Annotated in this window: 17 protein-coding genes; 3 read left to right on the plus strand and 14 right to left on the minus strand. The window is 67.8% G+C overall.

Annotated elements, in window-relative coordinates:
• Positions 1-8: 8 nt before the first annotated feature.
• From rplB to rpsJ, 5 genes are read right to left on the minus strand one after another with little or no spacing between them, the layout of a single operon-like run.
• Positions 9-845 (minus strand): 50S ribosomal protein L2, encoded by an 837-nt coding sequence (gene rplB, locus OG878_RS16905; protein WP_124716938.1) that lies wholly within the window; start codon positions 843-845, stop codon positions 9-11.
• A 39-nt stretch (positions 846-884) separates the two neighbouring features.
• The gene (rplW, locus tag OG878_RS16910) at positions 885-1,208 is read right to left on the minus strand and encodes a 50S ribosomal protein L23 (protein WP_037688005.1); all 324 of its coding nucleotides are present in this window, start codon (positions 1,206-1,208) and stop codon (positions 885-887) included.
• A complete protein-coding gene (rplD, locus tag OG878_RS16915) occupies positions 1,208-1,858 on the minus strand; it encodes a 50S ribosomal protein L4 (protein WP_266982601.1) in 651 nt (216 codons plus the stop codon). Before rplD ends, rplW begins: the two co-directional genes overlap by 1 nt.
• Positions 1,859-1,862: 4 nt before the next feature.
• On the minus strand, positions 1,863-2,507 hold the full coding sequence (gene rplC, locus OG878_RS16920; protein WP_030914132.1) for a 50S ribosomal protein L3: 645 nt from the start codon (positions 2,505-2,507) through the stop codon (positions 1,863-1,865).
• Between the two features lie 13 nt (positions 2,508-2,520).
• On the minus strand, positions 2,521-2,829 hold the full coding sequence (rpsJ, locus tag OG878_RS16925; protein ID WP_003948644.1) for a 30S ribosomal protein S10: 309 nt from the start codon (positions 2,827-2,829) through the stop codon (positions 2,521-2,523).
• A gap of 525 nt (positions 2,830-3,354) precedes the next feature.
• Here rpsJ and OG878_RS16930 point away from each other — a divergent pair.
• Genes OG878_RS16930 through OG878_RS16940 form a run of 3 tightly spaced genes read left to right on the plus strand, consistent with a single transcriptional unit; the run spans position 3,355 to position 8,308 of the window.
• Positions 3,355-5,007 carry an RNA ligase family protein gene (locus OG878_RS16930; protein ID WP_328887560.1) on the plus strand — a complete coding sequence of 551 codons (1,653 nt, stop codon included), beginning with the start codon at positions 3,355-3,357 and terminating at the stop codon, positions 5,005-5,007.
• Positions 5,008-5,009: 2 nt separating this feature from the next.
• Positions 5,010-7,814: a poly(A) polymerase gene (locus OG878_RS16935; RefSeq protein ID WP_328887561.1), complete on the plus strand. Its 2,805-nt coding sequence runs from the start codon at positions 5,010-5,012 to the stop codon at positions 7,812-7,814.
• Positions 7,815-7,849: 35 nt separating this feature from the next.
• Positions 7,850-8,308, plus strand: coding sequence for a GNAT family N-acetyltransferase (locus OG878_RS16940; protein WP_328887562.1), 459 nt, complete (start codon positions 7,850-7,852; stop codon positions 8,306-8,308).
• Positions 8,309-8,410: 102 nt separating this feature from the next.
• Here OG878_RS16940 and tuf read toward each other — a convergent pair whose 3' ends face one another.
• From tuf to rplA, 9 genes are all read right to left on the minus strand, one after another.
• Complete coding sequence (tuf, locus tag OG878_RS16945; protein WP_328887563.1) at positions 8,411-9,604, minus strand: elongation factor Tu; 1,194 nt, start codon at positions 9,602-9,604, stop codon at positions 8,411-8,413.
• Positions 9,605-9,764: 160 nt separating this feature from the next.
• Positions 9,765-11,894 carry an elongation factor G gene (gene fusA / locus OG878_RS16950; RefSeq protein ID WP_277327845.1) on the minus strand — a complete coding sequence of 710 codons (2,130 nt, stop codon included), beginning with the start codon at positions 11,892-11,894 and terminating at the stop codon, positions 9,765-9,767.
• Positions 11,895-11,932: 38 nt separating this feature from the next.
• Positions 11,933-12,403, minus strand: a complete 471-nt coding sequence (rpsG, locus tag OG878_RS16955) for a 30S ribosomal protein S7 (protein WP_030977935.1) — start codon at positions 12,401-12,403, stop codon at positions 11,933-11,935.
• Between the two features lie 2 nt (positions 12,404-12,405).
• Positions 12,406-12,777 (minus strand): 30S ribosomal protein S12, encoded by a 372-nt coding sequence (gene rpsL / locus OG878_RS16960; protein ID WP_003948652.1) that lies wholly within the window; start codon positions 12,775-12,777, stop codon positions 12,406-12,408.
• Between the two features lie 361 nt (positions 12,778-13,138).
• The gene (locus OG878_RS16965) at positions 13,139-17,038 is read right to left on the minus strand and encodes a DNA-directed RNA polymerase subunit beta' (protein ID WP_328887564.1); all 3,900 of its coding nucleotides are present in this window, start codon (positions 17,036-17,038) and stop codon (positions 13,139-13,141) included.
• A gap of 128 nt (positions 17,039-17,166) precedes the next feature.
• A complete protein-coding gene (gene rpoB, locus OG878_RS16970; RefSeq protein WP_328887565.1) occupies positions 17,167-20,652 on the minus strand; it encodes a DNA-directed RNA polymerase subunit beta in 3,486 nt (1,161 codons plus the stop codon).
• A 595-nt stretch (positions 20,653-21,247) separates the two neighbouring features.
• Positions 21,248-21,631, minus strand: a complete 384-nt coding sequence (gene rplL, locus OG878_RS16975) for a 50S ribosomal protein L7/L12 (protein WP_277327842.1) — start codon at positions 21,629-21,631, stop codon at positions 21,248-21,250.
• A gap of 113 nt (positions 21,632-21,744) precedes the next feature.
• Positions 21,745-22,275, minus strand: coding sequence for a 50S ribosomal protein L10 (gene rplJ, locus OG878_RS16980; RefSeq protein WP_277327841.1), 531 nt, complete (start codon positions 22,273-22,275; stop codon positions 21,745-21,747).
• A 525-nt stretch (positions 22,276-22,800) separates the two neighbouring features.
• Entirely contained in the window at positions 22,801-23,523 is a 723-nt protein-coding gene (gene rplA / locus OG878_RS16985) for a 50S ribosomal protein L1 (RefSeq protein WP_267003026.1), read from the minus strand.
• Positions 23,524-23,601 lie beyond the last annotated feature (78 nt).

Consider the following 23,601-nt stretch of genomic DNA (forward strand, 5'->3'; position numbering starts at 1 on the left):
ACCCGCTCCTAGCGCTTCTTGTTCGTCTTGCGGCGGCGGACGATGTACTTGTTCGAAGCCTTCTTCGGCGAACGAGTACGACCCTCCTTCTGACCCCACGGGGAGACCGGGTGGCGACCACCGGAGGTCTTGCCCTCACCACCACCGTGCGGGTGGTCAACCGGGTTCATCGCGACACCGCGGACGGTCGGGCGAACGCCCTTCCAGCGCATACGGCCGGCCTTGCCCCAGTTGATGTTCGACTGCTCGGCGTTGCCGACCTCGCCGATCGTGGCGCGGCAGCGGGCGTCGACCAGGCGGATCTCACCCGACGGCATACGAAGGTGGGCCATGGTGCCCTCCTTCGCCAGCAGCTGCACGGAGGCACCCGCGGAACGGGCGAACTTCGCGCCGCCGCCGGGCCGCAGCTCGATGGCGTGGATGGTCGTACCGACCGGGATGTTGCGCAGCGCCAGGTTGTTGCCGGGCTTGATGTCGGCCGCGGGGCCGTTCTCGACCCGGTCGCCCTGCGTGAGGCCACGCGGCGCGATGATGTAGCGCTTCTCGCCGTCCGCGTAGTGCAGGAGCGCGATGCGCGCGGTGCGGTTGGGGTCGTACTCGATGTGCGCGACCTTGGCCGGCACGCCGTCCTTGTCGTGACGACGGAAGTCGATCACTCGGTAGGCGCGCTTGTGGCCACCGCCCTGGTGGCGAACGGTCACACGACCGGCGTTGTTACGGCCGCCCTTGCTGTGCAGGGGGCGGACCAGCGACTTCTCCGGCGTGGACCGCGTGATCTCGACAAAGTCGGCGACGCTGGAGCCACGACGGCCCGGGGTCGTCGGCTTGTACTTGCGGATACCCATTTCTCAGTCCTCGTCCGATTCCGGACGACTCGACCTCCGTCAGGAGGTCGGGCCGCCGAAGATGTCGATACGGTCGCCCTCGGCGAGGGTCACGATGGCGCGCTTGGTGTCAGCGCGCTTGCCGAAGCCGGTCTTGGTGCGCTTGCGCTTACCCTGCCGGTTGATCGTGTTGACCCCGGTGACCTTGACCGAGAAGACCGCTTCCACGGCCTGCTTGATCTGGGTCTTGTTGGAGCCGGGCGCGACGATGAACGTGTACTTGTTCTCGTCGAGCAGCGCGTAGCTCTTCTCGGAAACGACCGGCTTGACGAGAACGTCGCGCGGGTCCGTGAAGGTCTTGCTGGTTACGGTCGCCTCGCTCATCAGGCGTCGCTCCCTTCGGTCTCATCGGCCTTGGGGCCAGACACGAAGGACTCGAGGGCGGCCTGAGTGAAGACCACGTCGTCGGAGACGATCACGTCGTACGTGTTGAGCTGGCCCGGCTCCAGGATGTGCACCTGGGGCAGGTTGCGGGCGGACAGCCACGCGGCCTCGTCGGCGCGCTCGACGACCAGGAGCAGGTTCTTGCGCTCCGAGATCTTGCCGAACAGCGTCTTGGCGGCCTTCGTGGAGACAGCACCGTCGACCACGCCGGTGACGACGTGGATACGGGAGTGGCGTGCCCGGTCGGAGAGGGCACCGCGCAGGGCGGCGGCCTTCATCTTCTTCGGGGTGCGCTGCGAGTAGTCACGCGGCTGCGGGCCGTGGACGACGCCACCGCCGACGAACTGCGGTGCGCGGGTCGAACCCTGGCGGGCGCGGCCGGTGCCCTTCTGGCGGTACGGCTTGCGGCCACCACCACGGACTTCGCCGCGACGCTTGGTCTTGTGCGTGCCCTGACGGGCAGCGGCCAGCTGTGCGACAACGACCTGGTGGATCAGCGGAACGCTGGTCTTCGCGTCGAAGATCTCCGCGGGGAGCTCGACGGTACCGGCCTTGTCGCCTGCCGGCGAAAGGATGTCAATGGTGCTCATTACCTCAAGCCCCCTTGGCCGCGGTACGGACCAGGACGAGGCCGCCGTTCGGACCGGGGACTGCGCCCTTGATGAGGAGCAGACCCTTCTCCGCGTCAACCGCGTGGATGGTCAGGTTCTGGGTGGTGACGCGCTCGTTGCCCATGCGACCCGCCATGCGCATGCCCTTGAAGACACGGCCGGGGGTGGCACAGCCACCGATGGAGCCGGGCATGCGGTGCACACGGTGGGCACCGTGGGACGCCTTGCCACCCTTGAAGTTGTGGCGCTTCATCACACCGGCGAAGCCCTTGCCCTTGCTCTTGCCCGTGACGTCAACCTTGACGCCGGACTCGAACACTGCGGCAGTGACCTCCTGGCCCAGCGTGTACTCGCTGGCGTCAGGGGTGCGGAGCTCCACCAGGTGGCGGCGCGGGGTCACGTCGGCCTTGGCGAAGTGGCCCTTGAGGGGCTTGTTCACCTTGCGCGGGTCGATCTCGCCGAAGGCGATCTGGACCGACTCGTAGCCGTCGCTGTCGTTGGTGCGGACCTGGGTGACGACGCAGGGCCCGGCCTTGACGACGGTCACCGGGACGACCCGGTTGTTCTCGTCCCAGACCTGGGTCATGCCGAGCTTCTCGCCCAGGACGCCCTTAATGTTCTTAGCCATCTCGCGCGTCACCTCAGAGCTTGATCTCGATGTCGACGCCGGCCGGCAGGTCGAGACGCATGAGCGAGTCAACCGTCTTCGGCGTGGGGTCGAGGATGTCGATGAGGCGCTTGTGCGTGCGCATCTCGAAGTGCTCGCGCGAGTCCTTGTACTTGTGCGGCGACTTGATGACGCAGTACACGTTCTTCTCAGTGGGCAGCGGCACCGGGCCTGCGACCGACGCACCAGTGCGGGTCACCGTCTCGACGATCTTCTTCGCCGAGGAGTCGATGACCTCGTGGTCGTAGGCCTTGAGCCGGATGCGGATCTTCTGTCCCGCCATGGCTACTAGTAGTCCTGTCTCTCGTAACGCTCTGGAACCCGGGGGTTCTGGAAACTTCTCCTCCGACCCACGCGGTCGGGCGTGTCGCATCCCCTCTACGCAGAACTCCCGAAGGATTTCCCAACCAAGGGGGTGCGGGCCGTGGACCGCGCTGTGCTCAATAAAGAGCGTCGGGGGCGAAACACCCACCGGGTGCCTGGCCGGTGCCCCACTTACGCTTCCCGGAAGATTCCCGTACGTCCGGCCCGCATGGGGCCGACGAGTACTGTGGGACTCGCTTCCAGTCCTCCCGGCGGGAGGCGCGCAGCATTGACACTCAACCGAGCAACCTGGTCAGTGTGCCATACGCGGCGCGAGCCTGGCCAATCGGGCCGAAGACATTACCCCGGGTGAGTTGCGCGTCAAACCGCGCCTCACAGAACGCCCGGCGACGCGGTGGCGACGCGCCGGAGGAAAATCGGCTGGAACGCCCCTCCCCCGCCCTCCTACGCTGGCCATGTCAGCGACACGGGGGCCTCGACCGTCATGCGTACGCACTATCCGCGGACACCACATCTGCCCTGGTCGCCGGGGGTGACCGACGACGACGTCAGGGTCACCGACCTGTGCGGGCTCCGCGGCCGCGAGGTCGTCGTCACCGAGAAGCTCGACGGCGAGAACACCACCCTGTACGCCGACGGCCTGCACGCACGTTCCCTCGATTCGGCACACCACCCGTCCCGGACCTGGGTCAAGGCCCTCCAGGGGCGCATCGGGCACGCGATCCCCGCGGGCCGGCGGGTGTGCGGCGAGAACATGTACGCCCGGCACTCGATCGCGTACGAGGACCTGGACAGCTACTTCTACGGCTTCTCCGTGTGGGACGCGGACGGACGCTGTCTGGACTGGGACGAGACCGTCGGCTGTCTGCGGGCACTCGGCATCCCCGCGCCCCGGGTCCTGTGGCGGGGCACGTTCGACGAGCGGGCGCTGCGGGCGCTCGCGGTCGACCGGGGACGCCAGGAGGGATACGTCGTGCGGACCGTCGAAGGATTCGCCGCCGGCGACTTCGGGCGGCACGTCGCCAAGTGGGTCAGGCCCGGGCATGTGCAGACCGGTACGCACTGGATGCACGCGGCCGTCGTCGCGAACGGCCTGGGCCCGAACGCGCCGCTGTGGGCGGTGCGTTCGGGTGCCGCCGCCGACCCGCGGGAACTGACCGCCGCGCTCGGTCTGCCCGGCGGCGACGCGGAGGCTCTCGGCCGGCTGGCGACCGCCGGGCTGTGCGGGGACGCCCGGCTCTCCGGCGTACTGGCCACGCTGCTGCACCGCAGCCGGCGGTCCTCGCTCGCGCCGAAGCTCGTCCCCGCCCTGGGCATGCCGCTCGCCCGGCGTGTCGCCGACCTCGTCGGGCTGCATCCGGCCCTGCACCGGCCGTACCCGGACGATGAGCGGCGCGCCGGTCTGGTGCGGCTGTCGTACGCCGCCGACCTGGACGTCCTGCACGCCGTCGCGCGGGCGACCGCCCGGGACGCCGAGGCGCACGAGCAGGTGGAGTGGTCCGCGCTGCACGCGGAGGACGCCGGGCCGCTCGCGGGACTGCGGGAGGCGTTCGCCGGGCTGGACGCCGACTCCTCGGCCCGCTGTCTGGCCGAGGCCCGCGAGGCGTACGCGCTCGGACGCATCCGCACGGCCGAGGAAGCGGTCGCGGCCACCTGGCGGTGGCGTTCGGGCGCCTTCCCGAAGCTGATCCAGATGGTCGGCCCGTCGGGCAGCGGCAAGAGCACGTTCGCCCGGGAGCTGTCCGGGGTGGACACCCTCATCTCCCTCGACGACCTCCGCGAGGCCCGCGGCTCCCGCGCCGACCAGAAGGCCAACGCGGACATCCTGCGCACCGGACTCGGCCGGCTGGACGCCGCGCTGGACGGCGGCGGGACCGTGGTGTGGGACGCGACATCACTCAATCAGCAGCAGCGTTCCCTGGTGCACTCCGTCGCCCTGCGCCGGGACGCACTCGTCACCCACGCCGTGGTCCTCGTCGACGAGGCCGAGCTGACCCGGCGCAACGGGGCACGCGAGCACCCGGTGCCGGCCCGCGTCCTCGCCGCCCAGCTGCACCGCTTCGGCCCGCCGTACCCGGGTCAGGCGCACCGCACCTGGTACATCGGGGCCAGTGGGACGATCGAGGAGGAGGCGTAGCCGTGCGTACCAGCGAGGAGATCTACCACCGGGTGTGCTGGGACGCGCGCTTCGACCCCGCCCGTTTCGTGGTCGGGATCAACCAGCGCGGCGCCCCGCCCGAGCGCGTCCCGCTGCCCGCGTTCGTGCCGGGCGGCGAGATCCCCTGGCACCGGGTGCTGTTCTTCGAGGCCGACGGCGAGGTCGTGTGGAACCGGGCCACGGGCGTCGACCGGATCGACGACACGGACGCCGGGCGGGTACGGGAGGCGCGGCGGCTGCGGGCGCCGTTCTTCACCGCCCGCACGCCGTACGCCTGGGACGGCGCCGACTGGGTCCCGGCGCGGACCGCCCGGGCCGACGGGCCCACGGGACGGCTGCGTCTGCTGACCTGGAACACCCTGTGGGACCGCTACGACGCCGACCGCATCGGCACCGCCGCGCGCAGACCGCTGCTGATGACCGCACTGCGCGAGGCCGACGCGGACGTCATCGCGCTCCAGGAGGTGGAGCCCTCGCTGCTCACGCTGCTGCTCCAGGAACCGTGGGTGCGTCGGACGTACACCCTGGGGACGGATCCGGCGGCGCGGGACGTCGACGAGTGCGGTGTGCTGCTGCTGAGCAGGCTGCCCGTACGGGAGGCCGCACACCACGCCCTCGGCCCGCACAAGGCCGTGGTGGCCCTTGTCGTGGAGACCGGCGCCGGCCCGGTCACGGTCGCCGCGACCCATCTGAGCAGCGACCACTCGGAGAACGGGGCGCAACGGCGGGACGCCGAACTGGCCCGGATCGCCGAAGGACTGGCCTCCCTCGACGGCGGTCTCGTCCTCATGGGCGACTTCAACGACGGCACCGGGGCTCCGGGCACCGCGCTCGGCATGCGCGACGCGTGGAGCGAGGCCCACGGCCCGGACGACGCGACCGCGACGTTCGACCCGTGCGTCAATCCGCTGGCCGCGGTCTCCTCGCTGAGCGGGCGGGCGTCCCGGCTGGACCGGGTGCTGCTCCGCGCGGAGGGACTGCGGGTGCGGCGTGCCGAACTCCGCGGCGACGTCCCCACGGCCGAGGGCCTGTACATCTCCGACCACTACGGCGTGCTGGCCGAACTTGCCCCTACCGTCGCGGAGAGCGCCGAGGTCCTGGACGTACCGCCCACGGCCCGTACCGCACTGGCGTGGATCCCGCCGCAGGAGCTCTGGCCGCCGCTGCAGGCGATCCGGCGGGACCACGACCCGCAGATCCGCCGCTGGCCGCCGCACGTCAATCTGCTCTTCGGCTTCGTCCCCGAGTACGCCTTCGAGCAGGCGGCCCCCCTGCTCGCCGCCGCGGCCGCCGCGTGTGCGCCCTTCGACGCGCGGCTGGCGGGTGTGCAGTGGTTCGGGCACCGCGAGGGGGCCACGGTGTGGCTGGACCCGGCGGCCGGGGGCGAGGAGCCGTGGGCCGGACTGTGGGAGGAGCTGGTGCGGCGGTTCCCCACCTGCTGCGGCCACCACGGGGGCTTCACCCCCCACCTCAGCCTGGGCCGGACCACGGACCCGCATGCGCTGGCCGCCGAATGCGGTTGGCGGCTCGATCCGATGCCGGTACGGGTCGGGGAGCTGGTGCTGCTGTCGCGCCGCGGCGACGAGCCGATGCGGGTGCGGGCGACGGTGGCCCTGGGAACGGGCGAGGTGCGCTGGGTACCGGACGCGGCGGCGGACGATCCCCCCGCGCCCGGCCACGGGAACCCCGGCCCGGCCCCGGCCGGCGCCCGGCCGGTCACGGACGTCACGGGTGTCGTACGCCGCGTCCGCGAGGCACTGGCCGGCGGGGTCGTCCATGTCGTCGGCTCCCGGCGCATGGGCTGTGCCCTGTCCGGCGCGGATCTGGACCTGGTGGCGGCACTGCCGGGCGAGGTCGAACTGCCTTCCGTACAAGGCCTGTTGGCGGCGGCGCTGCCGGAGGCGGCGGACCTCCGGGAGGTCGCCGGAGCACGGGTGCCCGGTCTGCGGACCGATATCGGCGGTCTGCGCGTGGACCTGGTCGTGGTCCCCACCGGTCCGATGGACCCGGCGGACGCGGTCGAGCGCCGCGCGGAGCTGGGCGAGGCGGCGGCGGTGGCGCTCAGCGCGGTGAGCGACGCGGAGGCGGTGCTCGCCCTCGCGGGCGACCGGCAGGAGGCGTTCGCGCGGCTGGCCCGGGAGGTCAAGGCATGGGCCGGGGCGCGCGGCCTGGACTCGGCGCCGTTCGGCGGGCTCCCCGGCCTGGCCTGGTCCGTCCTGGCGGCCACCACCGTCCGTGAGGAGGACGACCTGTCGCCCGACCGGCTGCTGCGGCAGTTCTTCGCGACGTGGGCTGCCTGGGACTGGCGCGTGCCGGTGGGCGCGGCACAGGCGCAGGGACCGGAGCTGCCGGTCACGATCATGACTCCTTCGGAGCCCGTACGTCCCTGCACCGACCGGATCACACCGGGCATGCGCGATCTGCTCACCCAGGAGCTGTTCCGCGCCTGGGAGCTGCTCGGGACGGACTCCGCCGGGCTGCTGACCCCGCCGCCGCTGCACCGCCGCCACGCGGCCTGGGCCGTCATGGCCGTGCGCCCGGAATCGGACGGGGGCCGGGTGCGCGGCCGGATCCGCGCACTGATCGGCGACCTGTCGGAGGCGGCTCCCGAGTCCCACGCCTGGCCCCGCCCCTACGGCACGGACCCGGTCCGCTACGCGATCGGCCTCGGTCCGACTCCCCCGGACCGCGCGCTGGTCGAGAGGATCGCGGAGCGTCGGCTGCGGGGGCTCACCGGGGTCACGCTGACGCGCGTCGGCGGTGGGGACGTACCGACCCTGCACTGACCGCACCGGCAGGCCGGCCCTGGGATGATCACGTCATGCCTACGCTGACCGGCCCGTGCTGGGCCCTGCACCCCGCGGACCCTTCCGACCTCGAACGGATCGCCGAGCTCCGGGCCGTCGTCATGCGCCCCGACCTGGAACGGCTGGGCCGGTACGACGAGCATCGTGTGCGGCAGCGACTGCGGAACGTCTTCGCTCCGGAGCACACCTCGCTCGTCCTCGCGGACGGCGAGTTCGCCGGCAGCGTCACCCTGCGCCCGATCGAGAGCGGCTGGTGGCTGGAGAACTTCTACCTCTCCCCGGCCGTCCAGGGCCGCGGGATCGGCACCGCCGTCCTGCGGACCCTGCTGGAGCGCACGGACGCGGAAGGTGCGGACGTCCGCCTCGACGTCCTGCAGGGCAGCCCCGCACGACGGCTGTACGAGCGCCACGGGTTCACCCTGGAGCGCGAGGACCCCATCGACGCCTATCTGGTGCGCCGCCCGCGCATGTAGCCGCCACCAGATGACCGAAGGGCCCCGGTCCACCGCTTGCGCGGCGGGCCGGGGCCCTTCTTGGTGCTCTGTGCGGAGCAACCAGGTCAGACAGTCAAGTAACTACTTGAGGATCTTGGTGACCTGGCCGGCGCCCACGGTCCGGCCACCCTCACGGATGGCGAACTTCAGGCCCTCTTCCATGGCGACCGGCTGGATCAGCACGACGTTCATGAGGGTGTTGTCACCCGGCATGACCATCTCGGTGCCCTCGGGAAGGGTCACAACGCCCGTCACGTCCGTGGTACGGAAGTAGAACTGCGGGCGGTAGTTGTTGAAGAACGGGGTGTGACGGCCACCCTCGTCCTTCGACAGGATGTAGGACTGCGCCTGGAACTCGGTGTGCGGCGTGACCGAACCCGGCTTGATGATGACCTGGCCGCGCTCGACGTCCTCGCGCTTGATGCCACGAAGAAGCAGACCGACGTTCTCACCGGCCTGGCCCTCGTCGAGCAGCTTGCGGAACATCTCGATGCCGGTGACCGTGGTGGTGGTCTTCTCCTGCTTGATGCCCACGATGTCAACGGTCTCGTTGACCTTCAGGACACCACGCTCGATACGACCGGTGACGACGGTGCCACGACCGGTGATCGTGAAGACGTCCTCGATCGGCATCAGGAACGGCTTCTCGACGTCACGCTCGGGCTGCGGGATCGACTCGTCGACGGCCTTCATCAGGTCGAGGACGGTCTGGCCCCACTCCTTGTCACCCTCAAGAGCCTTGAGCGCCGAGACCTTGACGACCGGAAGGTCGTCGCCCGGGAACTCGTACTCGGAGAGGAGCTCACGGACCTCGAGCTCGACGAGCTCCAGGATCTCCTCGTCGTCCACCATGTCGGCCTTGTTCAGGGCGACGACGATGTAGGGAACGCCGACCTGGCGGGCCAGGAGCACGTGCTCCTTGGTCTGCGGCATCGGGCCGTCGGTGGCGGCGACCACGAGGATGGCGCCGTCCATCTGCGCCGCACCCGTGATCATGTTCTTGATGTAGTCGGCGTGACCCGGGCAGTCGACGTGCGCGTAGTGACGCGACTCCGTCTGGTACTCGACGTGCGCGATCGAGATCGTGATACCGCGCTGGCGCTCCTCAGGAGCCTTGTCGATCTGGTCGAAGGCCGAGGCCTCGTTCAGGTCCGGGTACGCGTCGTGCAGCACCTTGGTAATGGCGGCCGTGAGGGTCGTCTTACCGTGGTCAATGTGACCGATGGTGCCGATGTTGACGTGCGGCTTAGTCCGCTCGAACTTCGCCTTCGCCACTGGGTCCTCCTGTGGAGTGGTTCTGTACGCCTTGCTTCATCGGCGCCAGGTGATCTTTGCTGGGATGCCGGGGCCGGGGGCATTCACCGCATTGCTTGCGCTCTGCGGCGAATGCCCCACCAGGCTCCGGTGACAAGCCTAAAGCGTGAGCTCGGGAGAGTTACTCGCCCTTGGCCTTCGCGATGATCTCCTCGGCGACGTTCCGCGGAACCTCGGCGTAGGAGTCGAACTGCATCGAGTAGCTTGCGCGACCCGAGGTCTTGCTGCGGAGGTCTCCGACGTAGCCGAACATCTCCGAGAGGGGCACGAGGCCCTTCACGACGCGAGCGCCGCTGCGCTCCTCCATGGCCTGGATCTGGCCACGGCGGGAGTTGAGGTCGCCGATGACATCGCCCATGTAGTCCTCGGGCGTGGTGACCTCGACGGCCATCATCGGCTCGAGGAGCACGGGGGACGCCTTGCGGGCACCCTCCTTGAACGCCTGCGAACCGGCGATCTTGAAGGCGAGCTCGGACGAGTCGACCTCGTGGTAACCACCGTCGAGAAGGGTGACGCGGACGCCGACCATCTCGTAACCGGCCAGGATGCCGAACTGCATGGCTTCCTGAGCACCCGCGTCCACCGAGGGGATGTACTCACGGGGGATGCGGCCACCGGTGACCTTGTTGACGAACTCGTAGGACGCGTCGCCACCCTCGATGGGCTCAAGGGCGATCTGCACCTTCGCGAACTGGCCGGTACCACCAGTCTGCTTCTTGTGCGTGTAGTCGATGCGCTCGACGGCCTTGCGGATCGTCTCGCGGTACGCGACCTGCGGCTTGCCGACGTTCGCCTCGACGCGGAACTCGCGCTTCATGCGGTCGACGAGCACCTCGAGGTGAAGCTCGCCCATACCACCGATGATGGTCTGGCCGGTCTCCTCGTCGGAGTGCACCTGGAAGGACGGGTCCTCCTCGGAGAGACGCTGGATGGCGACACCCAGCTTCTCCTGGTCACCCTTGGACTTGGGCTCGATGGCGACCTGGATGACCGGCGCCGGGAAGTCCATGGACTCCAGGATCACCGGGTTCTTGTCGTCGCACAGCGTCTCACCGGTGGTGGTCTGCTTCAGGCCCATGACGGCGATGATGTCACCGGCGCCCACCGACGCGATCTCCTCACGCTTGTTCGCGTGCATACGGTAGATCTTGCCGATGCGCTCCTTCTTGCCCTTGACCGAGTTCAGCACCGCGGTGCCGGCCTCGAGGCGACCGGAGTAGATCCGGACGAAGGTGAGCTTGCCGAGGTGCGGGTCGCTAGCGATCTTGAACGCCAGGCCGGAGAACGGCTCGTCGTCCGAGGGCTTGCGCTTGACGACAACCTCGGGGTCCTTGACGTCGTGGCCCTCGATGGCCTCGACGTCCAGGGGGGAAGGCAGGTAGCGGACGACCGCGTCGAGCAGGGGCTGGACGCCCTTGTTCTTGAACGCCGTGCCACAGAACACCGGGGTGACGGTGACGGAGCCCGCGCCGCCCTTCGATGCGAGGGTGATCCGGCGGATCGCCTCGTGCAGCTGCTCCTCGGTGGGCTCGACGCCCTCGAGGTACAGCTCCATCATCTGGTCGTCGTTCTCGGAGACGGCCTCGAGCAGCTTGCCGCGCCACTCCTGAGCCGCCTCGATGTGGGTGTCCGGGATGTCGACGGTGTCGTACATCTCGCCCTTGAGGGCCTCTTCCGGCCACACGAAGGCCTTCATCGACACGAGGTCGACGACGCCCCTGAAGTCGGCTTCGGCACCGATGGGGAGCTGCATGACGAGCGGGACCGCACCGAGGCGGTCGACGATCATGTCGACGCAGCGGTGGAACTCGGCACCCGTACGGTCGAGCTTGTTGACGAAGCAGATACGCGGCACGCCGTAGCGGTCCGCCTGACGCCAAACGGTCTCGGACTGCGGCTCGACGCCGGCAACACCGTCGAACACGGTGACAGCGCCGTCGAGGACGCGGAGCGAACGCTCCACCTCGACGGTGAAGTCGACGTGACCCGGGGTGTCGATGATGTTGATGGTGTGGTCAACATCGTTGAGCGGCCAGTGACAGGTCGTCGCGGCGGACGTGATCGTGATGCCGCGCTCCTGCTCCTGCTCCATCCAGTCCATCGTGGCAGCGCCGTCGTGGACTTCACCGATCTTGTACGAAACGCCGGTGTAGAACAGGATCCGCTCAGTGGTGGTCGTCTTGCCCGCGTCGATGTGGGCCATGATCCCGATGTTGCGGACCTTGGCCAGGTCAAGCGAAGTGGTGGCCATAAGGCTCAATCTTCTCTCGGTCTCGATGTGGGTAGCGACTACCAGCGGTAGTGCGCGAAGGCCTTGTTGGACTCGGCCATCTTGTGGGTGTCCTCGCGCTTCTTGACGGCAGCGCCAAGACCGTTGGAGGCGTCGAGCAGCTCGTTCATGAGGCGCTCGGTCATCGTCTTCTCGCGACGGGCGCGGGAGTAACCCACGACCCAGCGCAGAGCGAGGGTGGCGGCGCGACCGGGCTTGACCTCGATCGGCACCTGGTACGTGGCGCCACCGACACGGCGGGACTTGACCTCGAGCGAGGGCTTGACGTTCTCAAGCGCGCGCTTCAGCGTGATGACCGGGTCGTTGCCGGTCTTCTCGCGGAGGCCTTCCATGGCGCCGTACACGATCCGCTCGGCGGTGGAACGCTTGCCGTTGAGCAGGATCTTGTTGATCAGCGAGGTGACAAGAGGAGAACCGTAGACCGGGTCGATGATGACCGGGCGCTTCGGGGCGGGGCCCTTACGAGGCATTCTTACTTCTCCTTCTTGGCGCCGTAGCGGCTGCGGGCCTGCTTGCGGTTCTTGACACCCTGGGTGTCAAGGGAGCCGCGGATGATCTTGTAACGAACACCCGGCAGGTCCTTCACACGGCCACCACGCACGAGCACGATGGAGTGCTCCTGCAGGTTGTGTCCCTCACCCGGGATGTAGGCCGTGACCTCGATGCCGGAGGTCAGGCGCACACGCGCGACCTTACGGAGTGCCGAGTTCGGCTTCTTCGGGGTGGTCGTGAACACACGCGTGCAGACGCCGCGGCGCTGGGGCGAACCCTCGAGCGCGGGCGTCTTGTTCTTCTCGACCTTGTCCTGCCGGCCCTTCCGGACCAGCTGCTGGATCGTAGGCACTACTTCTCCGGTTTCTGTGTGCCGTTCGTGAAACTAACCTGGAACGTCACCGACCCACGCGGTCGGGTGTGTCGAATGCTGCACGCTTCTGCCCTACGGGCAGAAGGGGCGCAGATTGCGGTGGCTACTGACGGACTCGCCATGCGGTTGAGGACACGCACACGAGCCCAGGCACACCCCAGGCACAAGGTCTGAGCGTACCTACCTCACGGACTCCGGTCAAAACAAATGCTGTCCACGACGACGCGCCGCATGTGAAATGGCCGACAGTGCCGCCATTCGCGCGCCCAGCAGGGGGAACGCCGCAGGGCGGCCACCCCGTACGAAACGGGGTGACCGCCCTGCGGACGGGACATGCGCCTTACTGGTTGTACGGACCGTAGTCGTAGTCCTCCAGCGGAACGGCCTGGCCGGAGCCCGTGCCGAACGGCGAGTAGTCGATGTCGTCGTAGCCGACGGCCGAGTACATCGCAGCCTTGGCCTCCTCGGTCGGCTCGACCCGGATGTTGCGGTAGCGGGACAGACCCGTACCGGCCGGGATGAGCTTACCGATGATGACGTTCTCCTTGAGGCCGATCAGGGAGTCCGACTTGGCGTTGATCGCCGCGTCGGTCAGGACCCTGGTCGTCTCCTGGAAGGACGCCGCCGACAGCCACGACTCGGTGGCGAGCGAGGCCTTGGTGATACCCATCAGCTGCGGACGGCCGGAGGCGGGGTGACCGCCCTCGGTGACCACACGACGGTTCTCGGTCTCGAACTTCGACCGCTCGACAAGCTCGCCCGGCAGCAGCTCCGCGTCGCCGGACTCGATGATCGTCACACGGCGGAGCATCTGCCGGATGATGATCTCGATGTGCTTGTCGTGGATCGACACACCCTGCGAGTTGTAGACCTTCTGGACCTCGCCGACCAGGTGGACCTGGACCGCGCGCTGACCGAGGATCCGCAGCACGTCGTGCGGGTTGGTGGCACCCACGGTGAGCTTCTGGCCCACCTCGACGTGGTCGCCCTCGCCCACGAGCAGACGGGCACGCTTCGAGATCGGGAACGGCGTCTCGTCGCTGCCGTCGTCCGGGGTGACGACGATCTTCTTGGTCTTCTCGGTCTCCTCGATACGGATGCGGCCGGCCGCCTCCGAGATCGGGGCGACACCCTTGGGCGTACGGGCTTCGAAGAGCTCGACGACTCGGGGCAGACCCTGGGTGATGTCGTCACCGGCCACACCACCGGTGTGGAAGGTACGCATCGTCAGCTGGGTACCGGGCTCACCGATGGACTGGGCGGCGATGATGCCGACCGCCTCACCGATGTCGACCAGCTTGCCGGTGGCGAGCGAGCGTCCGTAGCAGAAGGCACAGGTGCCGACCGCGGACTCACAGGTCAGGACCGAACGGGTCTTGACCTCCTCGACGCCGGCGCCCACCAGGGCGTCGATCAGGACGTCACCGAGGTCGACGTTGGCAGGCGCGATGACCTTGCCGTCGACGACGACGTCCTCGGCGAGCATGCGGGCGTAGACCGAGGTCTCGACGTCGTCCGTCTTGCGGAGCACGCCGTCCTCGCCCTTGACCGCGATCTTCAGCTTGAGGCCACGGTCGGTGCCGCAGTCCTCCTCGCGAATGATCACGTCCTGCGAGACGTCCACCAGACGACGGGTCAGGTAACCCGAGTCGGCGGTACGCAGGGCGGTGTCCGCCAGACCCTTACGGGCACCGTGCGTGGAGATGAAGTACTCCAGAACGGTCAGGCCCTCACGGAAGGACGCCTTGATCGGACGCGGGATCGTCTCGTTCTTCGCGTTCGACACCAGACCACGCATACCCGCGATCTGACGCATCTGCATCATGTTTCCTCGGGCACCCGAGTCGACCATCATGAAGATGGGGTTCGTCTTCGGGAAGTTCGCGTTCATCGCCTCGGCAACCTCGTTGGTCGCCTTGGTCCAGATCGCGATGAGCTCCTGCGTGCGCTCGTCCTTGGTGATCAGACCGCGCTCGTACTGCTTCTGGACCTTCTCGTCCTGCGCCTCGTAGCCCTGGACGATGGCCTTCTTGGCCTCCGGCACGACGATGTCCGAAACGGAGACGGTGACGCCGGAACGGGTCGCCCAGTGGAAACCGGCCGCCTTCAGGTTGTCGAGCGTCGCCGCCACGATGACCTTGGGGTAGCGCTCGGCCAGGTCGTTGACGATCTCGGAGAGCTGCTTCTTGCCCACCGAGTAGTCGACGAAGGGGTAGTCCTCGGGCAACAGCTCGTTGAAGAGCGCGCGGCCCAGGCTCGTACGCAGCCGGAAGGTGTCACCCGGCTGGTACTCGGGCTCGCCCTCTTCAGCGACCGGCGGCACCCAGCCGCGCGGCGGGATGGTGCCCACCGGGAAGCGGATGTCGACCTGCGTCTGGAGCGAGAGCTCCCGGGCGTCGAACGCCATGATCGCCTCGGCGGTGGAACCGAACGCGCGGCCCTGACCGATGACCTTGCGCTCCTCCTCGTCCGTGGTGAGGAAGAACAGTCCCAGCACCATGTCCTGGGTCGGCATGGTGACGGGACGACCGTCGGCCGGCTTCAGGATGTTGTTCGAGGACAGCATCAGGATGCGGGCCTCGGCCTGCGCCTCCGCGGAGAGCGGCAGGTGCACGGCCATCTGGTCACCGTCGAAGTCCGCGTTGAACGCGGTGCAGACGAGCGGGTGGATCTGGATGGCCTTGCCCTCGACCAGCTGCGGCTCGAAGGCCTGGATGCCGAGGCGGTGCAGGGTCGGTGCACGGTTCAGCAGCACCGGGTGCTCGGCGATGACCTCTTCGAGGACGTCGTACACCACGGTGCGGCCGCGCTCGACCATGCGCTTGGCCGACTTGATGTTCTGCGCGTGGTTCAGGTCGACCAGACGCTTCATCACGAACGGCTTGAAGAGCTCCAGCGCCATGGCCTTGGGCAGACCGCACTGGTGCAGCTTCAGCTGCGGACCGACGACGATCACGGAACGCGCGGAGTAGTCCACACGCTTACCGAGAAGGTTCTGACGGAAACGACCCTGCTTGCCCTTGAGCATGTCGCTCAGGGACTTCAGCGGGCGGTTACCGGGACCGGTGACCGGGCGGCCACGGCGGCCGTTGTCGAACAGCGCGTCGACGGCCTCCTGCAGCATCCGCTTCTCGTTGTTCACGATGATCTCGGGGGCACCGAGGTCAAGGAGACGCTTGAGGCGGTTGTTGCGGTTGATCACACGGCGGTACAGGTCGTTCAGGTCGGAGGTCGCGAAGCGGCCACCGTCCAGCTGCACCATCGGACGCAGGTCCGGCGGGATGACCGGCACGCAGTCGAGCACCATGCCCTTGGGCTTGTTGCTGGTCTGCAGGAACGCGGAGACGACCTTGAGGCGCTTGAGCGCACGGGTCTTCTTCTGGCCCTTGCCGGTACGGATGATCTCGCGAAGCCGCTCGGCCTCTTCATCCAGGTCGAAGGACTCCAGGCGCTTCTGGAGCGCGGCGGCGCCCATGCAGCCGTCGAAGTACGTACCGAAGCGGTCACGCAGCTCGCGGTAGAGCAGCTCGTCGCCCTCGAGGTCCTGGACCTTGAGGTTCTTGAAGCGGTTCCACACCTCGTCGAGACGGTCGATCTCGCGCTGCGCACGGTCACGCAGCTGCTTCATCTCACGCTCGGCACCCTCGCGCACCTTGCGGCGCACGTCGGCCTTGGCACCCTCGGCCTCGAGCTCGGCCAGGTCGGTCTCGAGCTTCTTGGCGCGGGCCTCCAGGTCGGAGTCGCGACGGTTCTCGGTCTGCTGACGCTCGACGGAGACGTGAGCCTCCAGCGACGGCAGGTCACGCGTACGGCGCTCCTCGTCCACGAACGTGATCATGTACGCGGCGAAGTAGATGACCTTTTCGAGGTCCTTCGGCGCGAGATCAAGCAGGTAGCCGAGGCGCGACGGGACGCCCTTGAAGTACCAGATGTGGGTGACGGGAGCGGCAAGCTCGATGTGACCCATGCGCTCACGACGCACCTTGGCGCGCGTGACCTCCACGCCACAGCGCTCACAGATGATGCCCTTGAAGCGGACACGCTTGTACTTGCCGCAGTAGCACTCCCAGTCCCGGGTCGGACCGAAGATCTTCTCGCAGAAGAGTCCGTCCTTTTCGGGCTTGAGCGTGCGGTAGTTGATGGTCTCCGGCTTCTTCACTTCGCCGTGCGACCAGGTCCGGATGTCGTCCGCGGTGGCAAGGCCGATCCGCAGCTCGTCGAAGAAGTTGACGTCGAGCACTTGTCGTCAATCCCTCTTTCGGGGGTTCGAGCCCCCTCGCATGTGCGAGAAAACGGGGCACTTCAGCAATGGTCTGAACGGGTCCGGGGAGAGCCGGCCGGATCACAGGGATCCGGCCGGCCAACCCGTCAGACCTCTTCGACGCTGCTCGGCTCGCGCCGGGACAGGTCGATTCCGAGCTCCTCCGCCGCGCGGAAGACGTCCTCGTCCGTGTCGCGCATCTCGATGGACATGCCGTCCGAGGAGAGCACCTCCACGTTGAGACAGAGCGACTGCATTTCCTTGATGAGCACCTTGAAGGACTCGGGAATGCCGGGCTCGGGGATGTTCTCGCCCTTGACGATGGCCTCGTAGACCTTCACGCGGCCGGTCACGTCGTCGGACTTGATCGTCAGCAGCTCCTGAAGGGCGTACGCGGCGCCATAAGCCTCGAGCGCCCACACCTCCATCTCGCCGAAGCGCTGTCCACCGAACTGGGCCTTACCACCCAGCGGCTGCTGGGTGATCATGGAGTACGGGCCGGTCGACCGAGCGTGCAGCTTGTCGTCGACGAGGTGGTGCAGCTTGAGGATGTACATGTAGCCGACCGAAACCGGCTCGGGGAACGGCTCACCGGAGCGGCCGTCGAACAGGTTGGCCTTGCCCGAGGGCTGGACCAGCCGGTTGCCGTCGCGGTTCGGGATCGTGGCCTCGAAGAGACCGGAGATCTCGTCCTCGCGCGCACCGTCGAAGACGGGCGTGGCGACGTTGGTGCCGGGGGCGACCTGGTCGGCGCCGATGGCCTGCAGGCGCTTGGCCCACTCGTCACCGAGGCCGGAGACGTCCCAGCCGCGGCTGGCGAGCCAGCCGAGGTGGATCTCCAGGACCTGTCCCGGGTTCATTCGGGACGGGACACCCAGCGGGTTGAGGATGATGTCGACCGGGGTGCCGTCCTCCAGGAACGGCATGTCCTCGATCGGGAGGATCTTCGAGATGACGCCCTTGTTGCCGTGACGGCCGGCGAGCTTGTCACCATCGGTGATCTTGCGCTTCTGCGCGACGTAGACGCGGACCAGCTGGTTCACGCCCGGCGGCAGCTCGTCGCCCTCTTCGCGGTCGAAGACGCGGACGCCGATGACCTTGCCGATCTCACCGTGCGGCACCTTCAGCGAGGTGTCGCGCACCTCGCGCGCCTTCTCACCGAAGATCGCGCGGAGCAGGCGCTCCTCGGGGGTCAGCTCGGTCTCGCCCTTGGGCGTGACCTTGCCGACGAGGATGTCACCGGCGACGACCTCGGCACCGATACGGATGATGCCGCGCTCGTCGAGGTCGGCGAGGACCTCTTCGGAGACGTTCGGGATGTCCCGGGTGATCTCCTCCGGGCCGAGCTTGGTGTCACGGGCGTCGACCTCGTGCTCCTCGATGTGGATCGAGGAGAGGACGTCGTCCTGCACGAGGCGCTGCGACAGGATGATCGCGTCCTCGTAGTTGTGACCCTCCCACGGCATGAACGCCACGAGCAGGTTCTTGCCGAGCGCCATCTCACCGTTCTCGGTGGCCGGCCCGTCGGCGAGGACCTGGCCCTCGATGACCCGGTCGCCCTCGGAGACGACGACCTTCTGGTTGACCGAGGTGCCCTGGTTGGAGCGCGAGAACTTGGCGATGCGGTACGTGGTGTACGTGCCGTCGTCGTTGGTGACGGTGATGTAGTCCGCGGAGACCTCCTGGACGACACCGTCCTTCTCGGCCTTCAGGACGTCACCGGCGTCGGTGGCGCAGCGGTACTCCATGCCCGTGCCGACGAGCGGGGCCTCCGACTTGATCAGCGGCACCGCCTGACGCATCATGTTCGCGCCCATGAGGGCACGGTTGGCGTCGTCGTGCTCCAGGAAGGGGATCATCGCGGTGGCGACGGACACCATCTGGCGCGGCGAGACGTCCATGTAGTCGACGTCGTCGCCCGGGATGTAGTCGACCTCTCCGCCACGACGGCGGACCAGGACGCGGGGCTCGGTGAACCGCATGTCCTCGGAGAGCGTCGCGTTCGCCTGGGCGATCACGAAGCGGTCTTCCTCGTCGGCGGTGATGTAGTCGACCTCGTCGGTGACCTGACCGTCGACGACCTTGCGGTACGGCGTCTCGATGAAGCCGAACGCGTTGACACGTCCGTACGAGGCGAGCGAACCGATCAGACCGATGTTCGGGCCTTCAGGGGTCTCGATCGGGCACATGCGTCCGTAGTGGGACGGGTGCACGTCACGGACCTCGAAGCCGGCCCGCTCACGGGAGAGACCACCCGGGCCAAGAGCCGACAGACGGCGCTTGTGGGTGAGACCCGACAGCGGGTTGTTCTGGTCCATGAACTGCGACAGCTGGCTGGTGCCGAAGAACTCCTTGATGGAGGCGACGACCGGCCGGATGTTGATCAGGGTCTGCGGCGTGATCGCCTCGACGTCCTGGGTGGTCATGCGCTCGCGCACGACGCGCTCCATACGGGCGAGACCCGTACGGACCTGGTTCTGGATGAGCTCGCCGACGTTACGCAGACGACGGTTGCCGAAGTGGTCGATGTCGTCGGTCTCGACGACGATCGAACGACCGGACTCACCGACCGTCTCGGTCTCCCCGGCGTGCAGCTTGACCAGGTACTTGATGGTCGCGATGACGTCGTCGGTGGTGAGCACGCCGGCGTCCAGCGGCTCTTCGGCGCCGAGCTTCTTGTTCACCTTGTAGCGGCCGACCTTCGCGAGGTCGTAGCGCTTCGGGTTGAAGTAGAGGTTCTCGAGCAGCGTCTGAGCGGCCTCGCGGGTGGGCGGCTCGCCCGGGCGGAGCTTGCGGTAGATGTCGAGCAGCGCGTCGTCCTGGCCCTGGGTGTGGTCCTTCTCCAGGGTGGCGCGCATGGACTCGTACTCGCCGAACTCCTCGAGGATCTGCTCGGTGGTCCAGCCGAGAGCCTTCAGGAGGACGGTCACGGACTGCTTGCGCTTGCGGTCGATGCGGACACCGACCATGTCGCGCTTGTCGATCTCCATCTCCAGCCAGGCACCCCGGGACGGGATGATCTTGGCGGAGAAGATGTCCTTGTCGGACGTCTTGTCGATCGAGGAGTCGAAGTAGACACCCGGCGAGCGCACGAGCTGCGACACGACGACACGCTCGGTGCCGTTGATGACGAAGGTGCCCTTGTTGGTCATGAGCGGGAAGTCGCCCATGAAGACCGTCTGGGACTTGATCTCGCCGGTCTCGTTGTTGGTGAACTCGGCCGTGACGAAGAGCGGGGCGGCGAACGTGAAGTCGCGCTCCTTGCACTCGTCGATCGAGTTCTTCGGGGGCTCGAAGCGGTGGTCGCGGAACGTAAGCGACATCGACCCGGAGAAGTCCTCGATCGGTGAAATCTCCTCGAAGATTTCCTCCAGGCCGGACTTGGTGGGGACGTCCTGTCCACTGTCCAGAGCAGCCTCGACGCGAGCCTTCCAGGCGGCATTGCCGAGGAGCCAGTCAAAGCTCTCGGTCTGCAGCGCGAGGAGGTTCGGAACCTCGAGGGGCTCCTTGATCTTTGCAAAAGAGATGCGCAGCGGGGCGGTGCTGGCACCGTTGTTCGTATTCGCGGTCGAGGCGTTGCGCGAGGCGGCCAAGAGGGGGTCCTTCCGAGGGCTCGGACTCACTACGCGCGTACCGGTCCCACGTTGGACACGGAGCCGGAAATCCCTGGTCAGGGACTTTCAGTCATCGGTGCTCCAACGTGGGCATGCCCCTGGTGACGGGCAGGAGGCAGCTAACAGGCAGCGCAAAGGGTCAGTGTAGCCAAACGGCTCACTGATGTCCAGTCCGGGTTCTCAGAGACCCTCGAAGCTCGCAACAGCTGTTCTCAACACCTAATCGCCCTCGCGCGTATGCGCTCTTCTTTACTGCCCTCTTCGCCACCGATCCATGCCTCGGATCCGGATCGATGTGACGACGCGTCCTGAGAATTGCGCGCCGCGTGCGGTTCGTCAAGGCCCCCCTGTCAGGACAAGGCCCCGAGACCCTCGTACGCCGCCCCTAGGCACCGGCCGCACGCCTCCATCAGAGGCGTACGGCGAAGATCACCCTACTCGTCAGCCACGGAAGAGCAAGGCGAGCGTCTCGGGTACGCCGAAGGGCGACCACCCGGATGGGTGATCGCCCTTCGCGATGTGACGTCCGTGCCTTGCGGTACGGGTGTCCAGACGAGTCAGAGGACTCGCAGGGTCACTTGACCTCGACGGAGGCGCCGGCGCCCTTGAGGGACTCGGCAGCCTTCTCGGCGGCCTCCTTGGCGACCTTCTCGAGGACGGGCTTCGGGGCGCCGTCGACGAGGTCCTTGGCCTCCTTGAGGCCCAGGGAGGTGAGCTCGCGCACGACCTTGATGACCTGGATCTTCTTCTCGCCAGCACCCGTGAGGATGACGTCGAACTCGTCCTGCTCCTCAGCGGCCTCGGCCGGGGCGCCCGGGGCACCCGGGGCGGCAACGGCAACCGCAGCGGCGGCGGTGACGTCGAACTTCTCCTCGAAGGCCTTCACGAACTCGGAGAGCTCGATGAGGGTCATCTCTTCGAACTGCGCGAGCAGGTCGTCCTGGGTGAGCTTCGCCATGATGGGCGATCCTTCCACTAATTCGGCTGGTGCCGGGTGTACATGAAGGCGGGCGTACGTTGGGCCCGCTGCGACCGTCGCCCTAGCGGGTGGCGATCAATGCGCGAGCCGAATTACTCGGCACCGCCCTGCTCGGCGAGCTTGACGCGAAGCGCTTCCGCAGTGCGGACGAACTTCGACGGCAGCGCCTGGAAGAGCGAGGCAGCCTGAGACTGCTTGCCCTTGAAGGCACCGGCCAGCTTGCTGAGCAGAACCTCGCGGGACTCGAGGTCCGCGAGCTTCTTGATCTCATCGGCGGACAGCGCCTTACCGTCAAGGACACCGCCCTTGATGATGAGGTTGGGGTTGTCCTTGGCGAAGTCACGAAGACCCTTCGCCGACTCCACCGGGTCACCGGTGATGAAGGCAACCGCCGTCGGACCTGCGAACAGGTCGTCCAGCGTGTCGATCCCGGCCTCGTTGGCCGCAATCTTGGTCAGCGTGTTCTTCACCACGGCGTACTGGGCGTTCTCACCGAGCGAACGACGCAGCGTCTTGAGCTGCGCCACGGTGAGACCCCGGTACTCGGTCAGCACGGCGGCGTTCGAGCTGCGGAACTGGTCCGCGAGCTCGGCTACCGCGGCAGCCTTGTCGGGCCTTGCCATAGAGCGTCGGCCTCCTTCCGGGTGATGAGGACCGCTCAGAAGGGGCCGGGAAAAACGAAACGCCCCGACGCAGGCGCCAGGGCGTAACTCAACCGAACAGAGTCCGGGAGCTTTCCACAGTCACCTGCGCAGGTCGTCCGCACTCAACGGATCCTTCGGTCGCTGTCCCTCTTGCGAGAGCGCAGCAACGACCAGCGGTCTTTGGCTTCTGGAGGAGAGTACGCGACCGGGGCCGCGCCGAGCAAATCCGTCCCGGTTCGGGCGGTGCGGGAGGTTTAAGACGCGCCCGCTGCGCTGTCCTGCTGCCGCCCCAGGAGCTTCTGCCGGCGTCACCGGCGGCGTTCGTCGCGGCCGGCTCGGGCAACACCGGCCGTGCCGGAGCAGGCGTCGTGGCGGCGCCCTGGCTCCCCCCGGCCGGTCTTCCTCACGTCGTCGGGGGCCGGAAACGAGGACGGGCCCCGCACCTGGAGAGGTGCGGGGCCGTCGAAGTCACACGTGACGCGGCGTTCGTACGAGCACGGGGGCTCAGACGGCGGCCGGGTCCTCCTCGACGAGGAGGTTACGGGTGCGGTTGGCGTCCAGCGGGATGCCGGGGCCCATCGTGGTGGCCAGGGTGGCCTTCTTGATGTAGCGGCCCTTGGCGGCGGACGGCTTCAGACGGAGGATCTCCTCCAGCGCCGCGGCGTAGTTCTCGACCAGCTTCGTGTCATCGAAGGAGACCTTGCCGATGATGAAGTGCAGGTTCGAGTGCTTGTCGACGCGGAACTCGATCTTGCCGCCCTTGATGTCGTTGACAGCCTTCGCGACATCGGGGGTGACCGTACCGGTCTTCGGGTTCGGCATCAGACCACGCGGACCGAGCACGCGGCCGAGGCGGCCGACCTTGCCCATGAGGTCCGGAGTGGCGACGACGGCGTCGAAGTCCAGACGGCCCTTCGCCACCTCGTCGATGAGCTCGTCGGCGCCGACGATGTCGGCGCCCGCGGCTTCCGCGGCCGCAGCACGGTCACCGGTCGCGAAGACCAGGACCCGGGCGGTCTTGCCGGTGCCGTGCGGGAGGTTCACGGTGCCACGGACCATCTGGTCGGCCTTGCGCGGGTCTACACCCAGGCAGAACGCGACCTCGACGGTGCCGTCGAACTTGGTGCTGGCGGTGTCCTTGGCGAGACGGACGGCCTCGAGGGGGGCGTAGTTGCGCTCCCGGTCGATCTTGGCGTCCGCAGCGCGGAGGTTCTTGCTGCGCTTCACTGCTGCTCCTGTGGGAGTAACACCATGCGGCTGTCGCCGCGTGGCGGGTGTGGAGGCGTGGTGCGGGCCAGCGCTTGG

Origin of the sequence: Streptomyces sp. NBC_00316 (assembly GCF_036158715.1) — a bacterium.
Taxonomy (GTDB): Bacteria; Actinomycetota; Actinomycetes; order Streptomycetales; family Streptomycetaceae; genus Streptomyces.

Coding starts and splice junctions, on each gene's coding strand:
- rplJ (WP_277327841.1), bottom strand. CDS start 22,275: ATGGCAAGGCCCGACAAGGCTGCCGCGGTAGCCGAGCTCGCGGACCAG.
- OG878_RS16940 (WP_328887562.1), top strand. CDS start 7,850: ATGCCTACGCTGACCGGCCCGTGCTGGGCCCTGCACCCCGCGGACCCT.
- OG878_RS16930 (WP_328887560.1), top strand. CDS start 3,355: ATGCGTACGCACTATCCGCGGACACCACATCTGCCCTGGTCGCCGGGG.
- fusA (WP_277327845.1), bottom strand. CDS start 11,894: ATGGCCACCACTTCGCTTGACCTGGCCAAGGTCCGCAACATCGGGATC.
- rpsG (WP_030977935.1), bottom strand. CDS start 12,403: ATGCCTCGTAAGGGCCCCGCCCCGAAGCGCCCGGTCATCATCGACCCG.
- rplL (WP_277327842.1), bottom strand. CDS start 21,631: ATGGCGAAGCTCACCCAGGACGACCTGCTCGCGCAGTTCGAAGAGATG.
- rplD (WP_266982601.1), bottom strand. CDS start 1,858: ATGAGCACCATTGACATCCTTTCGCCGGCAGGCGACAAGGCCGGTACC.
- rplB (WP_124716938.1), bottom strand. CDS start 845: ATGGGTATCCGCAAGTACAAGCCGACGACCCCGGGCCGTCGTGGCTCC.
- rpsJ (WP_003948644.1), bottom strand. CDS start 2,829: ATGGCGGGACAGAAGATCCGCATCCGGCTCAAGGCCTACGACCACGAG.
- rplC (WP_030914132.1), bottom strand. CDS start 2,507: ATGGCTAAGAACATTAAGGGCGTCCTGGGCGAGAAGCTCGGCATGACC.
- rplW (WP_037688005.1), bottom strand. CDS start 1,208: ATGAGCGAGGCGACCGTAACCAGCAAGACCTTCACGGACCCGCGCGAC.